The 23,385-nt window shown below is 45.8% G+C and carries 18 protein-coding genes; 13 read left to right on the top strand and 5 right to left on the bottom strand.

Annotated elements, in window-relative coordinates; all coding sequences use genetic code 11:
• Positions 1 to 12: 12 nt before the first annotated feature.
• The 5 genes from IDJ77_RS02770 to IDJ77_RS02750 form a co-directional block, all read right to left on the bottom strand.
• The gene (locus IDJ77_RS02770) at positions 13 to 468 is read right to left on the bottom strand and encodes a RidA family protein (RefSeq protein WP_191187388.1); all 456 of its coding nucleotides are present in this window, start codon (positions 466 to 468) and stop codon (positions 13 to 15) included.
• A 110-nt stretch (positions 469 to 578) separates the two neighbouring features.
• Positions 579 to 2,105 carry a SusD/RagB family nutrient-binding outer membrane lipoprotein gene (locus IDJ77_RS02765; RefSeq protein ID WP_191187387.1) on the bottom strand — a complete coding sequence of 509 codons (1,527 nt, stop codon included), beginning with the start codon at positions 2,103 to 2,105 and terminating at the stop codon, positions 579 to 581.
• 42 nt (positions 2,106 to 2,147) lie between these two features.
• Positions 2,148 to 5,549 (bottom strand): SusC/RagA family TonB-linked outer membrane protein, encoded by a 3,402-nt coding sequence (locus IDJ77_RS02760; protein ID WP_191187386.1) that lies wholly within the window; start codon positions 5,547 to 5,549, stop codon positions 2,148 to 2,150.
• A gap of 165 nt (positions 5,550 to 5,714) precedes the next feature.
• Positions 5,715 to 6,692, bottom strand: a complete 978-nt coding sequence (locus IDJ77_RS02755; protein ID WP_191187385.1) for a FecR family protein — start codon at positions 6,690 to 6,692, stop codon at positions 5,715 to 5,717.
• 219 nt (positions 6,693 to 6,911) lie between these two features.
• Positions 6,912 to 7,487, bottom strand: coding sequence for an RNA polymerase sigma factor (locus tag IDJ77_RS02750; protein ID WP_191187384.1), 576 nt, complete (start codon positions 7,485 to 7,487; stop codon positions 6,912 to 6,914).
• Positions 7,488 to 7,725: 238 nt separating this feature from the next.
• On the opposite strand from IDJ77_RS02750, the gene IDJ77_RS02745 reads away from it, so the two are divergent.
• From IDJ77_RS02745 to IDJ77_RS02685, 13 genes are all read left to right on the top strand, one after another.
• Complete coding sequence (locus IDJ77_RS02745; protein ID WP_191187383.1) at positions 7,726 to 8,157, top strand: DUF6597 domain-containing transcriptional factor; 432 nt, start codon at positions 7,726 to 7,728, stop codon at positions 8,155 to 8,157.
• Positions 8,138 to 8,437, top strand: coding sequence for a helix-turn-helix domain-containing protein (locus IDJ77_RS02740; RefSeq protein WP_191187382.1), 300 nt, complete (start codon positions 8,138 to 8,140; stop codon positions 8,435 to 8,437). The genes IDJ77_RS02745 and IDJ77_RS02740 overlap by 20 nt, the downstream gene beginning before the upstream one ends.
• A gap of 76 nt (positions 8,438 to 8,513) precedes the next feature.
• Positions 8,514 to 8,990 (top strand): YybH family protein, encoded by a 477-nt coding sequence (locus tag IDJ77_RS02735; protein ID WP_191187381.1) that lies wholly within the window; start codon positions 8,514 to 8,516, stop codon positions 8,988 to 8,990.
• Between the two features lie 609 nt (positions 8,991 to 9,599).
• Positions 9,600 to 13,607, top strand: a complete 4,008-nt coding sequence (locus tag IDJ77_RS02730; protein WP_191187380.1) for a cadherin-like beta sandwich domain-containing protein — start codon at positions 9,600 to 9,602, stop codon at positions 13,605 to 13,607.
• A 528-nt stretch (positions 13,608 to 14,135) separates the two neighbouring features.
• Entirely contained in the window at positions 14,136 to 14,333 is a 198-nt protein-coding gene (locus IDJ77_RS02725) for a hypothetical protein (protein WP_191187379.1), read from the top strand.
• A gap of 128 nt (positions 14,334 to 14,461) precedes the next feature.
• Complete coding sequence (fumC, locus tag IDJ77_RS02720; protein WP_191187378.1) at positions 14,462 to 15,895, top strand: class II fumarate hydratase; 1,434 nt, start codon at positions 14,462 to 14,464, stop codon at positions 15,893 to 15,895.
• Positions 15,896 to 16,019: 124 nt separating this feature from the next.
• On the top strand, positions 16,020 to 17,168 hold the full coding sequence (locus IDJ77_RS02715) for a porin (protein WP_191187377.1): 1,149 nt from the start codon (positions 16,020 to 16,022) through the stop codon (positions 17,166 to 17,168).
• A 9-nt stretch (positions 17,169 to 17,177) separates the two neighbouring features.
• Complete coding sequence (locus IDJ77_RS02710) at positions 17,178 to 18,608, top strand: anion permease (RefSeq protein ID WP_191187376.1); 1,431 nt, start codon at positions 17,178 to 17,180, stop codon at positions 18,606 to 18,608.
• 117 nt (positions 18,609 to 18,725) lie between these two features.
• On the top strand, positions 18,726 to 19,385 hold the full coding sequence (locus IDJ77_RS02705) for a succinate dehydrogenase cytochrome b subunit (RefSeq protein WP_191187375.1): 660 nt from the start codon (positions 18,726 to 18,728) through the stop codon (positions 19,383 to 19,385).
• A gap of 5 nt (positions 19,386 to 19,390) precedes the next feature.
• Positions 19,391 to 21,301 (top strand): fumarate reductase/succinate dehydrogenase flavoprotein subunit, encoded by a 1,911-nt coding sequence (locus IDJ77_RS02700; RefSeq protein WP_191187374.1) that lies wholly within the window; start codon positions 19,391 to 19,393, stop codon positions 21,299 to 21,301.
• A gap of 9 nt (positions 21,302 to 21,310) precedes the next feature.
• A complete protein-coding gene (locus tag IDJ77_RS02695) occupies positions 21,311 to 22,057 on the top strand; it encodes a succinate dehydrogenase/fumarate reductase iron-sulfur subunit (protein ID WP_191187373.1) in 747 nt (248 codons plus the stop codon).
• A gap of 2 nt (positions 22,058 to 22,059) precedes the next feature.
• On the top strand, positions 22,060 to 22,515 hold the full coding sequence (locus tag IDJ77_RS02690; protein WP_191187372.1) for a universal stress protein: 456 nt from the start codon (positions 22,060 to 22,062) through the stop codon (positions 22,513 to 22,515).
• 224 nt (positions 22,516 to 22,739) lie between these two features.
• Entirely contained in the window at positions 22,740 to 23,339 is a 600-nt protein-coding gene (locus tag IDJ77_RS02685; protein ID WP_191187371.1) for an RNA polymerase sigma factor, read from the top strand.
• The last annotated feature ends 46 nt before the right edge of the window (positions 23,340 to 23,385 follow it).

The following is a 23,385-nucleotide window of genomic DNA, read 5'->3' as shown; positions in this document are numbered from 1 at the left end:
GGAGTATTAAACTTAGATGTAGGCGATGCAATCCATCTCTACGAGCGAATCGCCGGGGACGCCGCCTTTTGCAACTGCCACGGTAGTGCGTACAGGAGGGTTTTTACCGAAACGGCCCTTGTAAACCTCGTTCATGCCCTTGTAGTCGGCAATGTCATTCAAATACACGTTCACTTTTAAAACCTTCTCCATAGATGAGCCGGCTTTGATGAGTTCTTTTTCCAGTTCTTTCAGCACAACATCGGTATGTGATTTTATTTCAAACGGCGCCTCGTGCGCTCCTTTACCGGCAACAAATACCATGTTGCCCAATTTGGTTGAGCCCGAAAATAAAGGCACATCCTGGTATTCGGTAACGTTGTTCACCTCTTTTTCTTCTGCCTGTACCATATTGGCTTTTGCCAAGCCAAAAACAGAGATACCGGCAACTGATGCCAGCATTTTTTTAACGATAGATCTTCTTTCCATTTTGCTATTTATTTATGGTTATTACGGTTTACTCAGGTTATTGGCGAAGCATTAATAAATAGCCTGCCGGCCATATTCCGGCAGGCTATTTAATTAGTAAAAATTTCGCTTTACGGGCGATCCCACCACATCCGGGTGAGGAACTCATCGGCTCCCTGGCGTGCAATTACCGCCTGGTAGTTTTCACCGTTTAAGTTTTGCTCGGTGGCCGGGTATAAAAACCTTCTGAAGATCTTGCCACCTGTAGCATTACCTACATAGGTGTTTGGCACAAGCGCAGGGAAACCTGTGCGCCTGTAGTTTGCAAAAACCTCTGTTGCATTTGGGAACACACCCACCCAAAACTGGGTGTGGATCTGCTCCATCTGCGCGGCAACCGTACCCGCGGTATTCAGCGTATGGTATTTAATGTAGGTTTGAATTTGGTTGGTGCTTATGGCACCGCCGGTACCAAACTGTGCCCATTGCCGCATAGATGCGCTGATGCCGTTCTCGTAAGAAGTGCTTGCACTTGTGCCGCTGTACCAGCCACGCAGGGCGGCTTCGGCCAGCAGGAAGTTGGTTTCGGCATTGGTAAGCAACAGGTATGGGCTGTTCAGTTGTAAAATGGTGGCAGGGTTCGGTTCAGAGTAAGTGCCAAAATCAGCAGGCTTGGTACCCAATTTTGCCGACATACCTTTTTGTACCGCAAATGAGGTATCGGCTTTACCGCCAATCCACGCTACAGACAATACGCCTAAACGCGGATCCTTATTGGTTTTAAGGTAATCGATAAACACATCCTGGTACTTACCGCCTTCCTGGTTGCTGCTACCATCTGCCTTCACATAGTCTGAGTTGAGCCAGTTTAGCGCAAGCGGGTTTTTGTTGATATCCTGACCTGCAAGTACGTAACCGTTCACTTTAGCAACATCGGCGTCGTTTAAGATCACACCGCCGGCAATAGCTTTCTTGGCCCATGTTTCGGCCGCAGCAGCATCCACCTTGGTCATACGCATGGCCAAACGAAGCATCAGCGAATACGAGAACTTTTTCCATTTTGGCACATCGCCGCTATAGATCAGGTCGGCGGCGCCAAAGGTGGTTTTGCCTGCAGTAAGTGCCGTAGCGGCTTCATCAAGTTCCTTCAGCATGTCGGCATAAATGTTCTTTTGCTCATCATACTTTGGCTTGTAAATAGCCTCGGTATAGCCTTTGCCTGCTTCAGAATAAGGCACATCGCCATACAGATCGGTAATGCGGCTAAAGCAATATACACGCCAGATACGAGCGGTAGATAGAAGGTTCACCTGGTCGGCATTACCGCTTACCTGGCCAATTACCTGCTGTACTTCGTTGATCTCGCGCGGGTAAGCGTTGTTAAATACCGGCCACGATTGCCCGCTTTGGGCAAGTATATACTTGGCGCCAAAACCTGCCACATCATTATAGCTGGTGGTGTATTGCATAGTGCCGTGCAATAGTTGAAGTACGTCGCCCGCTCCATCCAATTGCGCTTTGGTGAATGCGAAAGCGGGAGTAGGGGTTGCCGATGCGTTTGGATTTGTGTTAAGTGTTTCAAAATTCTTATCGCAAGCCTGCAGGCCCATACAGGCGGCAATACAAATTGTTAAATATTTTAGGAGATTTTTTTTCATGTCAATTGTCTTTTAAATGATACTGCCATTAACGTGATCTTATTAAAACTTAACCATTAAATTCAAACCAAAGCTTCTGGTCCTCGGCAAGCCAAACGATTCAAAACCCTGGCTGGAACCGTTGGTAAAGCTCGATTCCGGGTCGAAGTTGTCTGTTCGCTTATAAATAGTAAGCAGGTTGCGCGCCACAAGCGATATGCTTGCACTTTGCAGGCTTAATGCTTTAAGGCCACTTACCGGGATGCTATAGCTTAATATTACCTGGCGAAGTTTCACGAAGCTGCCATCATGCAGAAAGAGCTCTGAGTATGATTTGTAGTTATCGTAATAAGTGCGAAGGTTGGCCACAGGCACAGTTCTTGAATACGCTGCGCCGCTTTGATCTACCCCGCTGATAGCCAAACCGCCATCGCGGCCCGGTAAGGTGGTTTTCATTAAACCAAGGCGTGTGCCGTAGATCTCCATTAAGGATAATACCTTGTTACCAAACTTGCCATCTAACAAGATATTCAAACTGAATCTTTTATACCTGAAATCGTTAGAAAGGCCCATGGTTAACGGGGCAACACCTTTACCCAGGGTTTGCAGGCCTGTTGCAACCGGTAAACCGGTAGTTGCGTTAAACACTACATTGCCACTGGCATCCTTCATCATACGCGTACCAACGATAGAACCGTAGGGCTGACCAACAATATTGTTGATATAACCCCATCCGTTTACCGATGATGCCATCTGAATTTGGTTTAACCCCGCAGCAAGCTTAACAACTTCGTTTTTGTTGTAGGCAACGTTGTAGCTGGCGCTCCAGGTAAAATCTTTAGATTTTATAGGTGTACCGTTGATCAAACCTTCAATACCTTTATTGCTCAGTTCGCCAACGTTTAGCAGTACGTTGTTATAACCTGTGGTGCCGGTAATGGCGGTTGATACGATATCGTCGGTTGTTTTACGATCGTACACGGTGATATCGATACCTATCCGGCTATTTAGGAAACGAGCCTCGATACCTGCCTCAATAGTGGTAGAGGTGTAGGGGCGCAGGTTTTGATTAGTAATAGTTGTGCTTGATACCGTTTGCAATGGCTGGCCCGAACTTGGCAGCATAATAAACGCCTGGTTTATCTGGTACGGATCCGGCGCGCCGCCACCTACCTGTGCCCACGATGCCCGTGCTTTTAAGTAATTGATCACCTCCGGTAGTTTAAACGCTTCGGATATTACAAAGCTACCACCTACCGACGGGTAAAAAATGGTGTTATTTTGCGGGCTTAACGTGGAGAACCAATCCTGGCGGCCGGTTACCGTTAAGTAAGCAAAGTTTTTATAACTGATATCGGCCGAACCCATTAAAGAGTTGATGGCAGTTTTGTTATTGGTAGGAGTGGTAGAAATTGTCGATAAGTTTGTGGGGCTATAAAAGTATGGGATGATGTAGTTACTGCCGACAGTATTCGACTGGTTGTAAACCGAGCGCTGCTGGTTGCCACCAACAAAGGCCGAGATGCCAAAATCCTTTACCCTGCCATTGTAGTTTAAGGTTAATAAACCATTGGTTTCTGATGCATCAACTTTTAGCTCGCTGTACTGGCCGTTTGGTACGTATAAGGTGCCTGTTGGCAATACGTAGCTATAGTTGTAGTAGTAGAAATCGCGGCTTACAACGCCTTTTAGCGACAAGTTTTTGATGAGCTCGTACGTAACGCCTGCCTGGCCAATAAACCGGTTCTTGGTATCGCGCTCCTGGTATTTGTTTACCACAAAGTAGCTGTTTGATGCAATAGGGGCATCGTTCCACGCTATTTCGGTGCCATTGGCGTCATAGCCCGGGTTAAGCCATCTGATATCGGTTGTGTTGGCTACCATGTACGGCGTCCAGTTTGGGTTGCCCAATGCATCGCCGGCGCTTGGCCTGTTCTTAGCCTGCTCTATATTGTATTGCGCAAGGGCCTCAAAGCTCAGTTTTTTGCTCAGTTTGCCGCTAACGTTTAAGTTGCCGGTTTTGCGGTCGTAATTGCTGTTTGGCAAAACGCTTTTGCTGTTAAGATCTGCCACCGAGAAACGATAGGTTAAGGCCTCGGTGCCGCCTGTAAATGCAACGGTATTGGTAAACGTAGAGCCTGTGCGGTAAAAGTTTTTGATGTTATCGCGCTGGGCGGAGTAGGGGTGCTCCAAACCATCGGCAGCTACGTAGGTAGAGCCATCTATTTTGGCACCGAACGAACGCCTGCCGGTTGTTATTGCCGCGGCCTGTGTCATGGGTTTTATACCACCATCGCCCTGGCCGTACTCGTACTGCCATTCAGGAAAAACAGCGGGTGTTTCGGCGGTGTAGGTTGTGTTATATTCAACACCAATGCCTTTTTGCGCGCGGCCTTTTTTGGTGGTGATGAGGATAACGCCGTTGGCCGCCCTGGCACCGTATAATGCTGCCGCTGTGCCACCCTTTAGCACGCTGATAGATTCGATATCATCCGGGTTAATGCCTGCGATACCGTCACCACGGTCAACGTTTCCACCGCCTGCATTGGTTGTTGCGCTGCCTCCCGGTACCGAGTTATCAATAGGCATACCATTAACCACATATAGTGGCTGGTTGCCGCCCGATAACGAACCGTTACCACGTATCAGTACCCGGCTGGAACCGCCGGGGCCGGTTGAAAGGCCCGTTGCATTTACACCCGCAACCTTACCGGTAAGCGCGTTAGCCAGGTTATTCTCTCTTGCCTGGGTAAAATCTTCGCCCTTAACCTCGGTTACCGAGTAAGCCAAAGCTTTTTTCTGGCGCGATATACCCAAAGCAGTTACCACTACCTCGTTAAGGTTGTTGCGGTTCTCTGCAAGTTGCACATCAATAGTTTGCCTGCCGCCTACGGTAATTTCCTGGCTAATAAAACCCAGGTACGAAAACACGATCACCGTATTTTCATCAGGCACTACCAGCGAGTAACGGCCATCGGCGTTTGTTACCGTACCACTATTGGTTCCTTTTATTTTAACGGTTACCCCCGGTAAAGGAGCTCCCGAATTATCAACAACCTTACCGCTTACGTTAACAGGGGGGATCCTGGTCGCGGTTCCGGCTATAGCCGTTTTTTTGTCGATAAGGATAACATTGCCGGATACGGTGTAATCCATACCAAAAGGGTTCAGGATCTTTTTTAACACCAGGCTTAATTGTTCGTTTTTTACATTAATACTTACTTCCTGGTCTGTAACAATTGAGTTACTGAAAACAAAACTGACCTTGGTTTCTTTATTTATCTGTTTGAGTACATCTTTTACCGGCATATTCACAACTTTAAGCGAAATGCGGGTGTTGAGGTCTTGCGCGGAATTATTTTTTGCCTGTACGCGGGCAAGGCACATCGTAAAAACGGTGCTTATAATTATTATCCGTGTGAGTGCTTTACGTAGCAAGTAAAAGGACAATGATTTATTTGTCATATATTTGATCAAAATTTGTAGTGACGAAATACCCTTAATGGGAAACTATGAATTTGGGGCTCTGTGCCCTGGAGGTTGGATGTGCTGGAACACATTCAACCTTTTTTATTTATGTCTTTTTTCTGTTCTATAGGCGCTTAGTTTAGTTTTAATTAATTAGTTTATTTAGTGTTGAATTGTATAAGTATTGTGCTTTACAGTGTATTTGGAATGGGTAAGCTTTGTTAAAGCCTCTAAAATACCCGGCAGGCTTTGCGATTCGAAAATGCCCGTAATGCGTTCATGAGCCAGTTTGTTACTGGTTATGTTTATCTGCACGTTGTATTTATTGCTTAGCTTCACAATAACATCCTGCAGATCTACATCCTCAAAAATTAGTTTATTATCTATCCAGGCAATGGCATCCTCCGGGGTAGCCAGCGTGCCAAGCACAAACGTTTTGTTGCCCGGTTTGGCGGTAGCCCATTGCCCGCGGGTGAGTATAGCAAGTGCCTGGGTTTGCTCGTCCTTAACAGCTACTTTGCCTGTAAGTACTGTTACATTCATTGCCTGGGCAGCCGAATAAGCACTAACGGTAAAAGTTGTACCCAATACATTGGTTTTTAATTTACCCGAATGGATAACAAAAGGCTTGCTTACGTTATGTACTACTTCAAAATAAGCTTCTCCCTTTAAATAAACCTCGCGGGTTTCACCATCAAGTTTTTCCGGGTACCGCAGCGTACTGTTTGAGTTGAGGGTGATCTTTGTACCATCGGGCAATAAAACCACTTTGGTTGTTGCCGGGGCCGAATACGCTGTTACATAATTTACCGAAGTGCCGGTAACCGATGTTTTATAGTAAAAAAAGAATGCCGTAACGCTAATGATAACCGCAAGGAGTGCCGCCGATCTGATATATTGCTTCCTTTTTTTAAGCGCCCACAACCTCAACGAGATATTGTTGCGCATACCATCCCAATTGGGTTGATGAGCCGGGACTTTAGCCAGGGCATCGTGCCAATGCTGTTGCATGGGGCCATCAAAATCTTCAAAATCTGAAGAGGCCTTTACCTGCTCTAAAAATTCGTTAAACTCATCCTGCGTACATTCATTATTAATGTACTTATTTAAAAGGTATTCCTTCCGTTGCGAATCGTTCATTAATTGTGCTTTAATAACCTAAAGACACAGCAAAACAAGAAACAGACTAATGGAAGTAAAGAAAAAGTTAAAAAATTATTAAAAAATAGTAGTTATGCTATAAATGCATGTAAAATGGGGTGGTTTTAATGGTCGTTTTTAATGATAATTCCAAAATGCTATTAAAATTGACCATACTTAGTGTAATTTTTACACTAAAAAAGGTTTTTGCCTGAACGATTACCGCTTATTTAAATAAATAGCAGTAGTTATGGCTATAAATGTTGGATTTACGCCATTTTTTGTAAGGAAATTATTGATGAAAGCCAGGGCGGCTAATAAATGATTCTTCACGGTATGTTTGGATAGGTTAAGCAGGGCGGCGATCTCATCATAATTCAATCCGTCCTCTTTACTCAGTTTATAAACCAGCTGCCTTTGAGGCGAGAGGTGATCCACAGCCTCTGATATCAGCTGCCTGCAGTCAGATACGGCCATACTGGCCTCGGTATTATTATGGTTGGTGACCGCAACGCGCATCAGTTCGTTTACCAGGCGGGTGTCGCTGGCAGCTTTGCGCAAATAATTTAGGGAATAATTACGCGCCATGGTATAAATGTAACCGCCAAGGTTATTTACATCCTGCAGAGCCTCTTTGTTCAGCCACAGCTTAATAAAAATTTCCTGGGTTAATTCTTCCGCTGCATAATCAGATTTGGCAATAGCATACACCTGGTTATAAACTTGCTGTTTATAGCGCTCAAAAACGTCTTCAAATGTCAGATCCTGATGCCTGTTTAAACTGAAGCCCCTCATTTATAATGATTATGGTGCAAATACGGAACCTAATGTAATCAAAAAATTACATTTTAAAATTAAACATCAAAATAGTTATCGGTGAATAATTACGTTACGTCTGTTTAGGGGCGTACAAATGATGCTCAGCCATGCTAATCTATGGCATCATTGCAGCCTATTTCATTTTGTGGCAGGAAGATCCCATCTATTTAAAATGTGTAGTTTTATGCTAAATAGGTGGGGATAATAATAATCGATGCGGTATACAGAATTTCATCCGGGCGGTATTTTGAAGGATTACGTACAATGTTATTTTGTGTGTGAAACGGATACCGCTGTCTTCACTAATGATAAAGTTTATGCCACCGGTTCCATCGAGATCATGTTCAACCTGGGCAGTGATGGGCCACAGCAAATAAAGAATGGCGACAGGGTTACACAACCCGATATTCAATTGTGGGGGCAAACCATCCACCCCTTAGCTTTTACTTCTTTTGGCAAACATGCCATGCTTGGCATTCGGTTTTTTACCCACACAGCAGCCTGTTTTTTTAATGAGCGGGTAGAGGAATTTAACAACCAGGTTATTGATCTTAAAGACATAGGAGGGAAGGAAGTGGCCACACTGCATTTAAAATTACTGGAAGCAGCGTCACTGGGGCAACGAATTGAGTCTCGAAAATATTAACGCAGTTGCGTCCCGCTACGGAATTTCATCCCGCTACCTTCAAACCATATTTTTGAACTATTCCGGCCTCAGTCCCAATCTGTTTACTAAAATAGCCCGGTTTCAAAAAAGTCTTTCCCTTGTTGCAGGTACGGAGTTGTCGCTCACCACCATCGCATACGAGTGCGGCTATTTTGATCAGTCGCATTTTATAAAGGATTTTAAATTCTTTACCGGCTCGGCACCCTCGTGGTTCTCTCCGGAAAGCTCTACCGATCTTTATGCCACGCTGCATAATTAAACTGTTCCGTTTTTTACAATTTCAACTTTTTCTGGGGAAGTAGTTTTGTTTTAATTATTCATTCAATTAAAACATCATGAAACAAAAATTCTTAGTAACTGCAGCGCTGTGTTTACGCCTGTTTTTAGGGCATAGCAGCTGCCTTGCTCAAACGTCCAATACTGCCGTTGTGCTCCAGATTAGAAAAGTGATCGAAAAAAACAATGCGCTTTATTTCAACCTGTTCGCAAAAAGTGACGCGGCTATTGTTGATATGTATACGGATGACGCCAGCTTATTGGCGCCAAATATGCCACCTATAACCGGGGAAAAAGCGCTCAAAAAGGATTTTGAAGACACCTTTTCTGCGGGGAAAGTTAAAGGCGTAAGGTTTAAAACGAGTAATATTTATGGCGATGGCAGGGAGTATGTAACCGAAGAAGGAAACTGGCAGGTTTTTGATAAAGGGGGCAAACTGCTGGACGATGGCAAGTATCTGAAACTATGGAAATTGACAAAAACCGGCTGGAAAATATTCAGGGATTCATTTAACAGCGATCGAAAAAATCCCTAACCTCATGGCAAATTCCCCGGCTTGAGCGGGTAGGGTCCCGTATGTTATTGTGGTCCGGCGGTAAACATACCTGCGACTATGATACGCCCACCCAACGCTATAGCTAAATCTAAGACCGGAAAATAAAGCACCCTAATTTTCCATAAACCCAAGCCGCCTTACGAAAGTAGGGCGGCTTTTTTGTTGAATAAAAACCACGCCGGGATCGATTGGTTTAAGTTGGGTTAAATACTTACTTATTTAAAAGAAATATTTCTCTTTATAAAGGATGAAAAATTTTTACCATAAAATAAATAGAATTTTGATAGCTAATTTATTGTTGCTTAGTTGTTTATTTGTATTATGAATTGCTAATTGTATAATGAAACTGCTTGTAACAGTATTTTTACAAGTAATAATATTATCAGTTAAACCATGCCTTATCTTTTTTTTAAATTTATAAGCAAATATTTTGTGTTTCGATATTGTTTCTTGTCAGCCCCCACTCACAGGAGTTATAATGCCTGGTGCTTGCCTGTTTTAAGTTTACCTGTTATACCGATACCGGATATTACAAACTCAATAATTAAAAATATTCTTTTTGCGCTGAAATAATTTAAAACTCATCAGATGAAAAAACTATTACTTCTGGCTGTACTTATTTTGAAGGTATCATTGTATGCCTTTGCCAATACCGGTCATTCGGCATCGTTAACATTAGGTGAGTTTACGGCAACTCATAACCGGAATACGGGTTCAGCAGACCCCACCGGTAATTTTGACGCAAATGCCCCAAATGTTACCGCTAATGCCATTACTATAGATAATGATGCGTACTTACGTGGCCTATTTATATTAGAGGGTCATTTAACAACCGGATTTTCGCCAGATAACTTTAACTACACCGCATCTTTCCCCAATAACATTTCTCAAATAACAATTACGCCAACCCTAAATAGTGCATCGGCAACGGTTAAGGTCAATGGGGCATCCGTCAGCTCAGGCAATGCGGCACCGGCTATACCATTATCAGTTGGCCCTAATACTATTACAATAAAAGTAACTGCAGGAGACGGCGTAACTATATTTTCATACACCATAATTGTAACCCGCGCCAAACCAGGGTTGCTGAGCAGCTTAGCTTTAAGCGCAGGTACATTAAGCCCCGGGTTTAACAGGAATATTTTTGCCTATAGCGTAAATGTGGCAAGTACAGTCGCAACGTTTAAAGTTACCCCAACAATTGCGGATGCAGGCACAACAATAACGGTAAATGGCGTGGCGGTTACAAGCGGTGCAGCCTCACAAGCAATAACCCTTCAAAGAGGACTAAATACTATAAATATACAGGCAACCGATGCGTCCGGATATATACAAAACTATATTGTAAACGTCACCCAAGCGAAATCTACAGATGCAAACCTTTCAAACTTAACTGTCAGCCAGGGCACCTTATCGCCGGGATTTAACACCGATATCGACAACTACGATGTAGTTGTCCCCAGCAGCGTTTTTTTGTTTACCGTTGTACCAACCCTAAGAACTGCGGGGGGACAAATTAGGGTTAATGGAGTAATAGTGGCCAGCGGCAGTGCGTCGCAAGCCATATCCTTACAAATTGGCGAAAACACCATTACTATAATAAGCTCCTCTGAAGCTGGCTTTGGCAAACCTTACACCATAACGGTAACCCGTGTACGTTCGGAGGTACTGAGCAATTTAACCTTAAGTGCAGGCACTTTAAGCCCGGTTTTTACTCCGTCAAGATTAGAATACAGTGCCACTGTAGCTGAAAACGTTTCTTCGTTAACAGTTTTGCCCGTCCTAACATCTGCCGCGGCTTCTGTTTGGGTTAATGGGGTTACCGTTGCCAACGGCAGCCCGTCGGCAGCCATACCACTACAAATTGGTATTAATACGATTACAGTAGCAGTGAACGGAAAAGTAGGCGGGGATGAGAGAACCTACACTATTACGGTAAGCCGCGTACCGGATCTGCGCCTCGATAATTTGGTTATAAGTGATGGTACATTAACCCCTGCTTTTAACAAGGATAGCCTTAATTATAAAGTGACTGTGCAGTACCCAACAACCAGCGTGAGATTTACGCTTACACCACATTATGTCGGCGCAACAATGAAAATAGATGGAGCGGCAGCAACCAGCGGCGTACCATCGCAGCCCGTAACCGTAAGTGTAGGTGAAGACGGCCACACGATACAAGTTTCGGCAGCCGGCGTAACAAAAACCTATACAGTAAAGATAAAACGACTTCCATTATTATTGCTAAGCGGTATGTTTATCAGTTCGGGCACGCTCACCCAGGTGGGCACAACAGATAACTACACTGTATCGGTAAGCAACAGCGTAAGCAGCGTTACCATGAAAATAGGTACCAGGGACCCTGCAACCATCAAGGTGAATGGCAACATAACCGCGCAGAATACCAATTCCGCGCCGATAACTTTAACCGGCACATCTACCACGTTCCCGGTAGAAATATTGGGGGCAGACGGTATAAATAAACGTATTATCAGCATCACGGTAAATAGGGCCGGCTCCAACAGCACAGCGATGAACTATATTGCTGTTAACACTGGCCCGATCACCAAAGTAAATGTAAACGACTGGGAATCAACCGTGCTGTTTAGTGTAACCAGCGTTAAGGTAACCCTGGGCACTAAAGACCCGGCTACGATAAAGATCAACGGTATTGTAACCGCGCAGCTTACGGCATCGGCACCGGTTACGCTTACTGGCGTAACAACTACTATACCGGTAGAGATAACGGCAGAAGATGGCGTAACCAAACTCTCGTTTAACATCATTATCCACAGACCACCCCCATCAAGCAATACCGGGTTAGGTGGAATGCTTATCAGTGCAGGCACGCTTATGCGGGTAGGTACAACGGATAATTACACTGCATCGGTAAGCACCAGCGTAAGCAGCGTTACCCTGAAGGTAAGCACTACGGACCCTGCAACTATCAAGATCAACGGCATTATTACTGCGCAAAGCGCAGTTTCCGCGCCTATAACTTTAACGGGTGCTACAACTACTTTCCTGGTTGAAATAACAGCACAGGATGGTATTACCAAGCGCAACATCAGTATCACGGTAAAAAAAGCCGGATCGAACAACACCGCACTAAACTATATCGCTGTTAACACCGGCCCAATCACCCGGGTAGACGCTACAGCTAACTGGGAATCATCCGTGCCCTTCGCCGTAACCAGTGTTAAGGTCACCCTCGGTACAAAAGATCCGGCTACGATAAAGGTAAACGGTGTTACAACCGCGCAGCTTACCGCGTCGGCACCGGTTACGCTTACGGGGTCAACAACGGTTATCCCGATAGAAATAACTGCAGAAGATGGTGTAACCAAACTGCCGTTTAATATCACTATCCACAGGGCACCCCCATCAAATGGTACCGGGTTGAAGTTTATCGCAGTAAGCACAGGGCCGGTAACAAAGGTAGGTACATCACTTAACTGGGTTTCTTTGGCAAGCAGCAGTGTAAACAGTGTACAGATCACCCTGGCGACGAAAGACCCTGGAACTATCAAGATAAACGGCGTAACAACGGCCCAGAACGCGGCTTCGGCACCGGTGACATTAACTGGAACCGCAACGGCTATCCCGGTAGAAATAACGGCAGAAGATGGCGTAACCAAACAACCTTTCACCATTACCATAAACCGTACAGGCTCCAACAGTACCTGGCTGAGCAACATGTCTATCAGTGCCGGCACGCTAACCCAGGTAGGTACAACGGATAACTACACGGCATCTGTAAGCAGCGTTACCATAAAAATTGGCACCAAATCCCCTGCAACCATCAAGGTAAACGGCGTAAATACGGCACAAAACACGGCATCAGCACCGGTAACTTTAACGGGGGCTGCAACAATGTTCCCGGTAGAAATAACGGCAGAAGACGGTACAACCAAACGCAACATTAGCATTACAGTTAACAAAGCAGGTTCTAACAATACCGCGCTAAATTACATCGCCGTAAACGCCGGCCCAATAACGCGGGTGGGCACAACAAACAACTGGGTATCCACAGTAAGCAGTACGGTTAGCAGCGTAAAAATTACCCTGAGGACCAAGGATCCCGCAACCATCAAGATAAACGGTACCACTACCGCACAGTTTACTGAATCGGCGCCAGTTACGCTCACAGGTGCCGCAACGGCGATCCCGATAGAGATCACGGCAGAGGACGGGGTAACCAAACTGGCATTCACCATCACCATCAATAAAACACCGCCGCCGGGAATAGCAGCCGTAAACAAAAACACGATAGATGTGCTGCAGAAACCAGAGCCATCGCCGGACGCACCGGAAGCGTTAACCGTTAAACAAGCCGTATCGCCAAACGGCGACGGTATTAACGACCGTTTTACCATAGCGGGTATCAACGCTTACCCGGAGAATACCGTCCGTATCATGAACCGTAACGGTGACGTTATTTATGAGGCTAAAGGCTACGACAATGAAAGCAAAGCGTTCGACGGGCGCAACAGCAAAAGCACCCTGCAGCAGCCGGGTACTTACTTTTACTCCATTGAATACAAGAAGGGGACGGAAACGTTGAGAAAAACGGGGTATATGGTATTGAAGTATTGATGCCAAGATCCCCGGCGGGCAAATTGTCGTTCGGTACCCGCGGCCATATTAAAAAAGAGAGAGCTCCGGGCCATATGATCCCGGGGCTCTCTCTTTTCTCAGGCTGCCGTAGAAAAATGAAATTACTCAAAAGCTATCACGAACGAGGTATTTAATAGTGTAATATATACACTTAAACAGATAGATGTTTTACTTCTTGGCTATAGTTTTTTCAATTTAAGCTTGTTTGATAATATTTTAATAATTATAATTGTTTAATTAACACTAATAACTATCTGGTTAAAATTTAGTAGCCCGATCATAACTGAATTGATCTGAATAGAAACTCAGTATAAAAATTAAAATATTTGATCATGAGATTGGTCAGATTTGGTTGATTAATGAACGTTCCAAGGTGAGATGTGGAACGTTTTTTATTTACGGTATGCTGATCTGTAATTAATGAAAGATAAGAATGTGATTTATTGAATATTTAGGAGATGCCCGAAAATCAAAAACGCCTTAAATAATGCATTTAAGGCGTTTTTTATGAAGCAACACCCAAATTACCAAAGTAAGCACGCAGGTAAAGAGCAGCATGTAACGCTCACCAAAAAAGTGCCGGTATTTATAGTCTGTTTTACCGCTTTTGCCTACCGCGCGGGCCACCTGAATTTCAGGGAAGATATTTGCAACTTTAAAGAGCAGCTGGCAGATATACTGTTACCCAGGGCTGATGTTAACTAATTGACAATAGGTATTTGAAGCAACGATTTAGGTTTTGTGACCAGCATCATCCTGTTTGATGATGGCCATCACACCTGCCCATGGTTAATAGGTCACCTTTACGGCACATCTATTAAACTATGCATCCTATGTCAACATTAACTTTAAACATTCCCGATACCGAACCGCATTTTAGAACTGAGCACGACTCGATGGGCGCTGTACAGGTACCTGCAGAAAAGTATTGGGGCGCACAAACCGAACGCTCGCGCAATAACTTTAAGATTGGTCCGACGGCGTCCATGCCCGCCGAGATCATTGAGGCCTTTGCATACCTAAAAAAAGCGGCAGCTTACGCCAATACAGACCTGGAGGTGCTGCCTGCGGAGAAGCGCGACCTGATCGCCACAGTATGCGATGAAATATTGCAGGGAAAACTACCGGACGAGTTTCCATTGGTTATCTGGCAAACAGGTTCGGGTACGCAATCAAACATGAACCTGAATGAGGTGATTGCCAACCGGGCGCACGTGTTACATGGCGGCGCGCTGGGCGATAGCAAAACCATTATCCACCCCAATGATGATGTAAATAAATCTCAGTCATCAAACGATACCTTCCCAACGGCCATGCACATTGCTGCCTACAAAATGCTGATCTATGTAACCATACCCGGTATTGAAGCGCTGCGCGATACCCTGAAAGCAAAATCGGTGGCTTTTAATGATGTGGTAAAAATTGGCCGTACCCACCTGATGGATGCTACACCTTTAACGCTTGGGCAGGAAATCTCCGGCTATGTGTCGCAACTGGATCACGGACTAAGGGCCTTAGGAAATACCCTCGACCACCTTTCCGAACTCGCCCTTGGCGGCTCGGCTGTAGGTACGGGGATGAATACCCCCGAAGGTTACGATGTAAAAGTGGCGGATTATATCTCTCAATTCACCAACCTGCCGTTCAGAACCGCCGACAATAAGTTTGAGGCCTTATCCGCCCACGATGCTATTGTGGAGAGCCATGGTGCATTAAAACAGATAGCCGTATCCTTAATGATGATCGCCAATAATATCCGCATGCTGGCATCTGGCCCGCGCTGCAGTATTGGCGAATTGCATCTGCCGGAGAATGAGCCAGGCTCGTCTATTATGCCGGGTAAAATAAACCCAACGCAAAACGAGGCGGTAACCATGGTGGCAGCACAGGTGATGGGCAACGATGTAGCTATTACCATTGCCGGATCTAACGGCCAGTTTCAGCTCAATGTGTTTAAACCGGTTATGGCTGCCAATTTCCTGCAATCTGCACGCCTTATAGGCGAGGCTTGTGCATCCTTCAACGAGCATTGCGCTATGGGTATAGAGCCTAATTACGATGGCATCAAAAAGCATCTGGAAGCATCGCTGATGCTGGTAACTGCTTTAAACCCGCATATTGGTTACGAAAATTCTGCCCGGATAGCCCAAAAGGCAATGAAAGAAAATTTATCGCTGCGCGAATCGGCTGTTGGGTTAAAATTAATGACCAGCATCCAGTTCGACGAATGGGTAAAAGCCGCCGATATGGTTGGTGCCTTGTCCTGAAAGTATATTTAGTGTACGCCTGCTTATTATAGTATCCGTGCCACTAATGCCATTTGTTTTAATCACCTTTACCACAGGCCAAAAAGCCTGTATCTGCCTCACTTCTAAATATTTGCCGTTACTTATGAAAAACAACCTGCGTTACCTCCTTGGGGTTATGCTGCTTTGCCCCTGCACCGCCATGGCGCAAAATGCCCCAAAAGCAAGATCCGGTACGGATACTATTACCAATTTTTCTACCTATAAGCGTTCCATAACTTTCGCGGGCCTCTTACAAACCCGGTTCCTGGGGTCGCTTACCAAAAACGTAGATGTAAACGGCAAGAACTTCGACCCGGCAGCCACAACGGGCAAAATCACCAACACGTTCTTACTAAAACGGGTGCGTTTTCTGGTAAAAGGCACAGTGAACGATCACTTTTCGGCCAACCTGCTGATGAACTTCGCCGAGTTTAGCAGCGACCCATCCAACAAAGTGCTGGAGAATGCCTTTGTGAAGTACACGTTGAGCAGTCACTTTAATGTACAGGCGGGGCAGTTCAGGCCCTTCTTCGGTATAGAAGATGTAGTGCCTAATGATATCATCCGCACACTGGATTACTCCAACCAATACTACGCCTTCGGCGCAAGCGGCTGGCAAAGCTTTCAAACGGGTGTTGCTGTATTTGGTAACATCAATAAGGGTGGCCAGTTGCGGTACTACGCAGGGGCATACAATGGCAACAACCGTAATCAGGCCAATGACAACGACAACACCAAAAACTTTTATGGGCGCCTGGAGGCCGACGTTGTTAAGGGTTTAACCTTTGGCTTCAACGCCAGCGCGGGCAGTTTAGGTGCGGGCAATGGCAACGCTTTAGGCATAGATATTAAAGGCGGCTTAGCACTAAACGAAAAATGGGAGCTTAGTTTAGGCGGAGAATACAAAACCGGGACAAATTTTGCGCTGTACAATGCCCTAACTGTAAAGCCCGCTTTAAGCCAGGTACGTATGCAGGGTTTTTATATCTTCCCAATTATACGCTACAATGCCAATATGCGCAGGGTGAGGGCCATCGAATTCTCGTCGAGGTACGAATATTTTAACGAGAACTATTGGTTTAACCACAACTCCAGGCAAACCATTATCCCCAATGCCTCGCTCATTTTTGCTGATGATTTTTACGCCGCCCTCCAGTTAGGTGTATCTATCGACATCTATCAAAAAAACATCCCCCTCACCACTGCTTATAATCACAACCTGGCTTATCTCCAATTACAGGTACGCTTTTAATTTATTATCATGAAAGAGATCAATTTAAAATCGTTCGCGATCACATTGGTGGTTGGCCTTATTATCTGGTTTATACAGGTACCAGAGGGCGTTAAGCCCAATGCTTGGCATTTGCTGGCTATTTTTGTGGCAACTATTGTCGGTATCATATTAAAAGCCGCGCCAATGGGCACTATGGCCATGCTGGGTATTACGCTTTGTGCCGCTACACAAGTATTGGCACCGGGTAAACCTATCGATGCGATAAAAAATGCCCTGAGCGGTTTCGGCAACTCCACCATCTGGCTTATCGGGCTGGCGTTTTTTATAGCCCGTGGCTTTATTAAAACAGGCTTGGGTAATCGGCTGGCTTATAACTTTATCAAGCTGTTTGGCAAAAGCACATTGGGTTTGGCTTACGGGCTGAATACTGCCGACCTGATACTGGCCCCGGCCATCCCAAGCAATACGGCAAGAGCTGGTGGTGTAATATTCCCCATTATGAAATCCATCGCCGTGAATATGGGCAGCGAACCGGAGAAACCGGAAACACATCGTAAGATAGGCGCGTTTCTTACGCTGAGCAGCTATAACGCTAACATGATCACCTCGGTGATGTTTTTAACGGCTACAGCAAGTAACCCAATGGCGCAGAAGTTTGCGCACGACTTGGGCGTTGATATTAGCTGGGGGAGTTGGGCAATGGCCGCCGCCATACCCGGTCTGGTTTGTTTTATGCTGGTGCCTTTGTTCCTTTATAAATTTTACGCGCCCGAACTAAAGAAAACCCCGGAAGCGCCCGCGATGGCCGCTGCCAAGCTGAAAGAGATGGGTAAGATATCGCTACAGGAATGGCTGATGGTTGCAACGTTTATCATCCTGCTGGTACTGTGGATCTTCGGCAACCTGATATCCATTGATGCCACAACGGGCGCACTCATCGGGCTTTGCATCCTGCTGCTTTGCGGCGTACTTACCTGGGAAGACGTAAAATCTGAAAAAGGTGCCTGGGATACCATTGTTTGGTTCTCTGCATTGGTAATGATGGGTTCTTACCTCAACTCTTTAGGGTTGATCGGCTGGTTTGGCAATCTGGTAGGCGGCAGCATGAAACAATTTAGCTGGCAATTAGCCTTCCCCTTAATTATCCTTGTTTATTCTTACTGCCATTATATGTTCGCCAGTGCGACTGCACAGGTAGCGGCTATGTACTCTGTATTCTTAGCGGTTGGTATTGCGGTAGGCGTGCCTGGGCCAATGCTGGCTATTTTCCTTGGCGCCTGTCCAACATTAATGGGCTCTTTAACACATTACGGCCACGGGCCTGCACCCATATTTTTCGGCAGCACTTATGTAGATATGAAGGACTGGTGGAAACAGGGCTTTTTCATGAGCGTGCTGTTCCTGCTGGTTTGGTTTTTAGTAGGTGGCGCGTGGTGGAAGTTCATCGGTTTATGGTAGCCGCGGAAAAAGTTCTCAAAAGCAATCATGTTCGGGCTTGTTCGGGCTGTTCGCGCACACCAGCGAACGCGAACAAGCCCGAACAGGCAAATTACAATATAGCCGGTACAAACAATCATGAAACAAACAACCATTCAATATAAACTCGCCATGGCGGGTACGGGGCTGTTCCTCTGCTTTTTCCTGGTGATACATTTACTGGGAAACCTGCAGTTGCTGTTACCCGCTGCCGAGGCCAAAGAACAATTCAACTGGTACTCGCACCTGCTTGCCGGCAATATGCTCATCAAGATCATCTCCTGGGTGCTGCTTATTTCGATAATCGCCCACGCGGTTTATGCGCTTTTGCTCGCTGCTAAAACCAAAAAAGCCAACGGCACCAAATATGTTTACGATAAACGAAACGAGGTGAGCCCCTGGAACAGCCGCAACATGGGGTTGCTGGGTACGGTTATCCTTATCTTCCTGGTTATACATTTAAAAGATTTTTGGTACGTGGCCGATTTTACCACCATGGCTTTAGATAAGCAGGGATACAAGGATATGTATAGCGTTGTGGTGCTAACCTTTCATCAATGGTGGTATGTGCTCATTTACGAGATCTCCTTTATCGCTTTAGGTTTTCACCTGCTGCACGGCTTTTTTAGTGCGGCCCGTACGCTGGGCCTTTACCATCCAAAGTATGTAAAAATCGTACGCTATACCGGCTGGCTGTACACCGCCTTTATTACCGGTGGCTTTATGCTGATACCTATTGTTGTTTATTTTAATAACTGATCACCATGTTAGATTCAAAAATACCCGAAGGCAAGCTTGCCGACAAATGGGACAACTATAAAGAGCACGTAAAACTGGTAAACCCCGCCAACCGCAAAAAGCTGGATGTAATTGTGGTAGGTACCGGACTGGCCGGTGCATCCTGCGCGGCATCATTGGGCGAACTGGGCTACAATGTTAAATCGTTCTGTTTCCAGGATTCGCCACGGCGGGCGCATAGCGTAGCAGCACAAGGCGGGGTAAATGCGGCCAAAAATTATAAGAACGATGGCGACAGCGTGTTCCGCATGTTTTCGGATACCATAAAAGGCGGTGATTTTCGTTCCCGTGAGGCTAACGTTTACCGGCTGGCAGAATGTTCTGCCAGCCTCATTGATCAGGCAGTAGCGCAGGGCGTACCCTTTGCGAGGGAATACGGTGGATATTTGAACAACCGCTCTTTTGGTGGTGTGCAGGTATCGCGCACATTCTACGCCCGCGGGCAAACCGGGCAACAATTACTTTTAGGTGCATACCAGGCCTTAATGCGACAGGTTGGCGCAAACAAAGTAAAAACCTACACCCGGCACGAAATGCTGGACCTGGTAGTGATAAATGGCAAAGCAAAAGGCATCATTACCCGCGATTTGGTAACCGGCGAAATAGAACGCCATGCCGCCAACGCCGTGGTGCTGGCAAGCGGCGGCTATGGCAAGGTTTATTACTTGTCTACCCTTGCTATGGGCTGTAATACCTCTGCCATTTGGCGGGCGCATAAAAAGGGTGCGTACATGTCGGGGGTAAGTTGGATCCAGTTTCACCCAACCTGTTTGCCTCAATCAGGCGAGCATCAGTCCAAATTAACGCTGATGTCCGAATCCCTGCGTAACGACGGGCGTATCTGGGTGCCCAAAAAAGCACACGACGAACGCAAACCGAATGATATCCCCGAAGAAGAAAGGGATTATTATTTAGAACGCAGGTATCCAACCTTCGGCAATTTGGCACCACGTGATATTTCATCCCGCGCAGCAAAAGAACGCATAGATGCAGGCTGCGGGGTTGGGGTGATGAAGAATGCGGTTTTCCTGGATTTCTCCAAAGCCATCAAAGAACAAGGCAAGGAAAAGATAAAAGAGAAGTACAGCAACCTGTTTAAGATGTATGATAAGATCAACGCGGTAAACGCTTATGAAGAACCGATGCTGATCTCACCCGCCGCGCATTTTACCATGGGCGGGCTTTGGGTTGATTATGAACTGATGACCACCATTCCGGGTTTATTTGCCTTGGGTGAAGCCAACTTTGCCGACCATGGCGCTAATAGGCTTGGTGCAAACTCTTTATTGCAGGCATCCGTAGATGGTTACTTCATAGCGCCATATAGCGTCCCCAATTATTTGGCAGGCGAGTTAAAAGCTGAAAAGATAACGACAGATCACTTGGCTTTTGTGGAAGCCGAACATGCGGTAAAACAACAGTTACAGCAATTTTTAGATATCAACGGGCACCTATCTGCCGATCATTTCCATAAAACATTGGGTAAGCTGCTTTACAATGGCTGTGGTCTGTCGCGTACAAAAGCGAGCCTGGAGAACGCAATAGTATTAATCAGGGAACTGCGGGCGCAATTCTATACCGAATTAAAGATAACCGGCGACCATACCGTTAACAGCGAACTGGAGAAAGCAGGGCGTGTAGCAGATTACCTCGATTTGGGCATTCTGATGTGTGAGGATGCCTTGAGCCGCGAAGAATCATGCGGTGCCCACTTTCGCGAAGAATACCAAACCCCGGATGGTGAGGCCTTACGTAATGATAAGGACTACTGCTACGTATCTGCCTGGGAGTGGAAAGGCGCAAATGCCGAACACGAACTGCATAAAGAACCACTTGTTTTTGAGAACGTATCCTTAACCGTAAGGAGCTACAAATAAATTCCGATCATGAAAATATACTTGAAGATATGGCGGCAGGATAGCCCCGCAACGCCTGGGGCAATGAAAAACTATGAGTTGGACGATGTATCGCAGGATATGTCGTTCCTGGAGATGATGGACCTGTTGAACGAATCGCTTATCCAAAAAAGCCAACGCGTGGTAGAATTCGACCATGACTGCCGCGAGGGAATTTGTGGGCAATGCGGTATGATGATAAACGGTCGGGCCCACGGGCCACTTACCCATACCACTACCTGCCAATTGCACATGCGCAGTTTTAAGGATGGCGATACCATATACATCGAACCGTTCCGCGCTGCTGCGTTCCCTATAGTACGTGACCTGAAAGTAGACCGGAAGGCTTTTGACAACATCATCCAGGCAGGTGGATTCATTTCCGCATCAACAGGCCAAACACCCGAAGCTAACGGTATATTGATATCTCATGCTATTGCCGAAGCAGCATTTGATGCCGCAGCTTGTATCGGCTGCGGTGCATGCGTGGCTACCTGCAAAAACTCCAGTGCAGATCTGTTCACTTCAGCAAAAATTACCCAATTGGCACTGTTACCACAGGGTAAGGTCGAACGCACAGAGCGGGTAATCGCGATGGTAGACCAAATGGATGCTGAAGGCTTTGGCCACTGTACCAATACTGAGGCTTGCGAAGTAGAATGCCCCCAGGAGATCTCGGTACTGCACATTGCAAGGATGAACTATGAATACAACAAAGCATTAATCATCTCCCACTAATTATGGCAACTAAAAAAACAATATTGCTGCTTACCGATTTTACTAAGCGGGCACAACGCGCGGCAGATATCGCACTGGAGCTGGCAATAAACAACAATGCCAATTTATTGATCTATAACTCTATTATCTCTATCGAAGCTTCGGTGATCACCGGTGAGCGGCGATCTGTCGAAAGCGAGATCGCGGCACAAACAGATAAGAGCGCCAGCAGGCTTAGCCAGTTAACGCAGTATTTAATAGCTAAATTAACCACCGGGCAGCAAAAAGAAATTACTATTAAATGCAAAAAGGGAACGGGGCCGGTTGTGGAAACTATTTTGGAACTGGTCGCCGAAAACAAAATTTGGATGGTAGTGATGGGCAACCATGTGGAAAACGCAATCGCAACATCTTTTTACGACAGCAACGTGCCTCCGGTAATGAATAACTGTGGCTGCCCTTTGTTGTTGGTGCCTTGATTGAAATAAAGCTGAGAGCCACATTTGGAAAGGCAAGATAGGTTACAGAGTTGAAATAATATCCCCCTTGGTCCTGTGCCACATCGGGCAATAATCCCGGTTAAATTGTTCTCGCATAATTACACAAAAGCATCGTTTTAGCCATTGCCGTGATAAGGCGTAGTAATTGGTTACTTTCGCATTAACTTAAAACTACCTTAACATCGGATTAGTAGCTTTGCGTCATGCCGAGGGAGAGCTTATCAGATGAGGAATTACTAACACGCCTTCAGCGCGGCGAACACAACGCTTTCGATATTTTGTTCGACCGGTACTGGCAACCCCTATATCAAACGGCCCGCGCCCGCCTCAACGACAGCGATATGGCCCAGGATATCGTACAGGAAATATTTATCAAAATATGGCAGCGCCGCTCTGAACTTCAAATTAAGGGCCCGCTGGAAAATTATTTGAGAAGCGCGGTTCGTTTAAATGTCATCAATCATTACCGTTCTGCTAAGGTTACCATTGTACAATTAGACGATGCCCTCGAAAGGATAAACCTGCTGGAGGATTCCATAGAATCGCTTACCGATTACCTGGAACTCGAAAAAACATTACAATTGACGGTTGAACTAATGCCCGAAATGTTAAAAAAGGTTTATCAGCTGCGAAGCGAGAACCGTTCGGTAAAAGCCATTGCCGGTGAACTGGGCCTGGCCGATCAAACCGTTAAAAACTATATTGGCGAAGTTTCGCGCCGCCTGCGTGTTACCATTGCCGAAAAACATCCCGAAAAGCACCTTACCTATATGGCTCTCATCCTGGCCATGCTTCACAAATAATTAACATAAACATCACTTTAATTAAAAGTACCTGCGGCCCTTTTCA

Origin of the sequence: Mucilaginibacter pankratovii, from assembly GCF_014773265.1 — a bacterium.
In the GTDB taxonomy this organism is placed as follows: Bacteria; Bacteroidota; Bacteroidia; order Sphingobacteriales; family Sphingobacteriaceae; genus Mucilaginibacter; species Mucilaginibacter pankratovii.
Note: the sequence above shows the minus strand (reverse complement) of the source record. Positions and strands in the feature narration are given on the sequence as shown.